This window comes from Desulfobacterales bacterium, assembly GCA_028704555.1.
Lineage (GTDB): Bacteria > Desulfobacterota > Desulfobacteria > Desulfobacterales > JAQWFD01 > JAQWFD01.
The window spans coordinates 1-4,911 of record JAQWFD010000078.1; the positions used below are offsets into that span (position 1 = coordinate 1).

Annotated in this window: 3 protein-coding genes; all 3 read left to right on the top strand. The window is 50.0% G+C overall.

Annotation, left to right across the window (positions count from 1 at the left end; translation table 11 throughout):
- The first annotated feature begins 196 nt into the window (after positions 1-196).
- The 3 genes from PHQ97_15865 to PHQ97_15875 all read left to right on the top strand — a co-directional run bounded on the left by PHQ97_15865 (position 197) and on the right by PHQ97_15875 (position 4,553).
- Positions 197-3,769, top strand: a complete 3,573-nt coding sequence (locus PHQ97_15865) for a PAS domain S-box protein (protein ID MDD4394209.1) — start codon at positions 197-199, stop codon at positions 3,767-3,769.
- A 244-nt stretch (positions 3,770-4,013) separates the two neighbouring features.
- Positions 4,014-4,316, top strand: a complete 303-nt coding sequence (locus PHQ97_15870) for a DUF4389 domain-containing protein (GenBank protein ID MDD4394210.1) — start codon at positions 4,014-4,016, stop codon at positions 4,314-4,316.
- Between the two features lie 60 nt (positions 4,317-4,376).
- On the top strand, positions 4,377-4,553 hold the full coding sequence (locus tag PHQ97_15875) for a hypothetical protein (protein MDD4394211.1): 177 nt from the start codon (positions 4,377-4,379) through the stop codon (positions 4,551-4,553).
- Positions 4,554-4,911 lie beyond the last annotated feature (358 nt).

A 4,911-nucleotide genomic window follows, 5' to 3' on the forward strand; every position in this document is an offset into this window, starting at 1 on the left:
GAACCTGGGACTCAAGGAGGTCCCGCTACCGAGGAAACGATATGCTGCAAAATGAGTAGTGACCACAAAAATCGCCAAGCCCCCGAATGACGCCAAGCCTTGATCTAAATTGGCGAACTTGGGCTAAATCCATTAGATTGATAAACTCTGCGACAGTATCCCGCAGGGTTCATGTTGATATCAGGAGACAGAGTTAATGACACAAGCACCGATATGTGACGAATTGCAGCAGCGCATCCGTGAACTGGAGCAGGAAGTCCTCGGGCTCAGGGAAACGGTCGCGCAGATGAGCAGCCGTGAACCGTCAGCTGATCGCTCCTCCCGAACCGGGTCTGATTGCCTCCTGCAGGCCAGTGAGCAGAAATACAGGCGTCTTTTCTCCACGGTAACCGATGCGGTCCTGATTCATGACGTAAATACGTTTGACATATTCGAGGTCAATGATGCGGCATGTCTTATGTACGGATTTAGCCGGGACGAGCTGCTGCAGATGAAGGTGACCGATATTTCCGCTGAACCGGAAAAGTCGGTTGCGGCCATGGCGAATCTGCCCCGGAAGGCGAAAGAGTATGTATCGTTGAGATACCACCGGAAGAAGGATGGGAACGATTTTCCGGTGGAAATCGTTTCCAGTTTTTTCCGGCTGGGCCGGCGGAAGCTTGCCTGCAGCATTGTCAGGGATCTTACCGATAAAATTCAGGCGGAACAGGCCCTCAAAACGCAAAAGGATTTCAATGCCGCCCTTATCGAGCACGCCCCGACGTTTTTTATGGCGATCGATCCTCAGGGCCATGTCATGATGATGAGCCCCGCCATGCTCAGGGAACTGGGCTATTCGGCGGATGAAGTCACGGGAAGAGACTATGTGTCCGATTTTGTGCCTGAAAATGACAAGGCGAAAGTGGAAGCGGTGTTTCTGAGGTTGATGTCCGGATTGATGTATGACATCAGTGAAACCTTTGTGATGGCCAGAGATGGCCGCCTGCGGCTGGTGCAATGGCATGGAACTTCGGTAGCTGATACGAAGGGGCAGGTTCAGTATTTTTACAGCATCGGTATCGATATTACCGAAAAAAGACAAACGGAACAAATGCTGGACCGCTTAATTTCCCTGTCGCTGGATATTCTGTGTATCGTAACCGTCGAAGGGGAATTGCTGTTCGTCAATCCTGCCTTTGAAAGAATTCTCGGATACAGAAAAGACAAAATTTTATTCACCTCCTATTTTGACATCGTTCATCCGGATGACCTGGAAGCGACCCGGGAAACGATCCGCCAGCTGGCCGATGGGGTTCCCGTGGCCAATTTTGAAAACCGCAACCGTTGCAAAAGCGGGGACTATCTGTGGCTGGAATTAAAACTGGCGACTGTACCTGAGACAGGCATTGTCTACGCAATCGCCCGTGATGTCACCCAGCAGAAAACCGCCGAAGATGCGTTGATCAAAAGCGAGGCCACCTACCGGTCACTGGCCGGAAGCCTTCCCGGGATAGTTTATCGGCAGCTGGTCCGGGAAAACAACCGGATGGTTTTTTTCAATGATATGGCGCAGAGTCTGACCGGATTTTCTCCGGAGGCGCTTTGCGGGGGCGATCTGTGTTCGATAGAGCCGATGATAGTTGACGAGGACCGGCAGCAGGTAAAAGACAGAATTAAATCCTCGATTGCCGAAAAGCGTCCGTTTGAAGTTGAATACCGTATCCGGCATAAAACCGGGGTCATCCGCTACTTCATGGAGCGGGGAAGACCTGTGACGGGAGATGACGGTGCCCTGCTGCACATCGATGGGGTCATTTTCGATGTAACCGATCGGATACTGGCCAGTGAGCAGCTTCAGTTTAAAAATGCCATTCTGAAAACCCAGCAGGAAAATTCTCTTGATGGAATTCTGGTCATGGATCATGAGCGAAAGATCATCTCCTTTAACACACGCTTTGTCACGATGTGGGGCGTTCCATCGCAGGTGCTGAAGACCGGATCCGGTGGTGAAGATCTCCTGCGGGTTTTGATGAAACAGGTGGCCAATCCGGATGAATTTTACCGGCAGGTGATCTCCCTGTATGAGATGCACCATATGAAAAGCGGTGAAGAAATACGAATGGCGGACGGAAGAATACTGTATCGGTATTCCGCCCCGATGTTCGGCCCGGAAGACCGATATTATGGACGGGTTTGGTATTTCACCGATATCACCGACCGCAGGCGTGTGGAAGAGACTCTGAAAGAAGATGAGCGTAAATACCGAGCGGTGGTTGAGGATATGCCGGCCATGATATGCCGCTTTCTGAAAGACGGCACGCTGACGTTCGTCAATCAGAGCTATTGCCGCTATTTCAACAAAACGGAACGGGAACTGATCGGATGTAATTTTTTCCGTTTCATTGCGGAAGAAGGCCTGAAAAACGTTAAAATGCATCTCCTGGCTCTGACTCCGGCCCAGCCAATGGTAACCGGCGAGCATGAGGTGATCGCAGCGGATGGTTCTGTCAGATGGCAGGAATGGACAGACCGGGCGCTGTTTGATGATGACGGTATTCTGACCGAATACCAGTGCATCGGAAGGGATATCACCGAAAGCAAGGTGGCCCTGGAAGAAAGGGCGAAAATAGAAAAACAGCTGATGCAGGCCCAGAAGCTTCAGTCCATCGGTACGCTTGCCGGCGGTATCGCTCATGATTTTAACAACATCCTCACGGGCATCATGGGCTATGCCGAATTGCTGGATAAATTTGAAATTCCGGAAGGCAGTTCGATGCGGCCTAAAATTGAGGGAATACTCAAGGGCGCCTGCCGGGCCAGGGATCTCGTCAGTCAGATTCTCACCTTCAGCCGCCAGAGCGAGCAGGTCCGCAGACCTGTTCAGTTTTCCATCCTCGTGAAAGAGAGCCTTAAATTTCTCCGTGCCACGTTGCCTTCATCGATTCAGATCCATCAGGAGATTCAGTGCCACGAAAGCATGAGCATGGCTGACCCGAGTCAACTGTACCAGATTATCATGAATCTTTGCACCAACGCCGCACACGCCATGCGGGAAAAGGACGGAACACTGGGCGTGCGATTGGCCGGCCAGGTCGTGTCCGCCGGCAGTCCAGAATCTGAAATCGGACTTGAGCCCGGCTCCTATCTGGTGCTGACCATCTCCGATACCGGCCACGGTATGTCGCCTGCCGTGATCGAACGTATATTCGATCCGTATTTTACGACGAAGAAAGCAGGGGAGGGCACCGGCCTCGGACTGGCAGTGGTGCATGGAATTGTCAAGGGATACGGGGGAGCGATTACGGTCGAAAGCCAACTGGGTAAAGGGAGCGTCTTTAACATATTTCTGCCTGAACTCACCGGCGGGATGGACAGTGCTTTTTCGGAAAAATCCGGGTCTATGGCCACCGGATCGGAGTGCATTCTGGTCGTCGATGACGAAAAGATCATCGTCGATGTGGTCAAAAGCCTGCTTGAAAAACTCGGATATGAGGTGGACGGTAAATACGACAGCATGGAAGCGGCAAAAGCGTTTCGGGAGCACCCGGAACGCTATGATTTCGTGATTACCGATATGACCATGCCCCATATCAACGGCATTGATCTTGCGCGGATGATCGGGGGCATCCGGCCCGATATTCCGGTTGTCCTGTGCACCGGATACAGTGAAGACATCCAATCCGGGCTCCTCCGGCAAAGCGGCATTCGGGAGGTGATCATGAAACCGGTTGATATCCGCCAGCTGTCGGAAACCATTCGGAGGCTTCTGGATGACCGCGCTCAGGTGTAGCTTCTGCGGCGGCCTTATAACTTGATGTGCTTACAAAAAAAAGGCGACCGTCAAAGCGTCGGCATCAGATGAATCGACGATTTTACCGAATAAATAATCTCGCGATGGTTTTAAAGGATTTAATATCCTGCTTTGATAGCTGAATCCGGCAACACATGCATGAAGATTTATTATAAGCGCCTGAATAAAAGAGTTAAATGGCGTAAACCTGAAACCGCGTTATCTGACATGGGGGAACGTGAACATGAGAGGAAAATTCAGGAACACGCAAGAGGACATGAAAAGTCGATGGATACGTGGCGCGTTTGTTCTCCTGTTTTTATTGGCTATGCGCATAGCCGGCCTGTTGTTATTTGTTGTCGCTGTCTTCCAGTTTCTGCATACACTGTTCGCAGCGCGCGCCAATTTGAAGGCACAGCGCTTCGGAAAAGCGCTGGGTTCCTACCTCAATGAGACTGCCCAATTCGTTTCTTACAGCGTGGACACCAAGCCCTGGCCTTTTTCAGAATGGCCTGATTCAATGCGTCCTCAGAGACCTGAGTGGTAATCCGGCATCACAAGAAATACCGCCTGTCCATTCTGTTAAACTTACCGGAGAACGAGCCCAATGGCGAAAAATGGTATCCGTTGGGCTCAACGCTTTTTAAACGACCAAAAGGCCTTGAGCCAGCTGCAAAAATTTATTGATAAAGGTGAGTTGCCGGCGTTGGAAATACAGAGGCAATTTAAGCTTCATAAAGTAAGAAATGCATTTATTCATGCCCGTCCCCTTATTCCCCCCTAGTAAAAGTATGATGGTTATTTGATCAGTCGCGTCTAACTGGCATGAAAATAAATTTTATTAAACATACAATCTTTTTAAGATCAAACAGATATGAACGTTTCTCTTGTTTGATGGTTATTTGATACAGAATCCAGGCCTGGAAGCTTGGGGCCGAGTCTTCATTCCTGAAAAAATGATGTTACCGCAAAGAGACGGTGGTGATGAAATTTTGTCCAACAGCACATATAGTATTTCCTATGATCACAATATTCAGTTGGATTAAGCTAACGAATGCGCGTCGGCAATTAGTTGGATGATTTGATCAGGGAGAGAATGATTTTTTATCAGCTTTCCAAAACCCGGCAATATTCGATCTGCA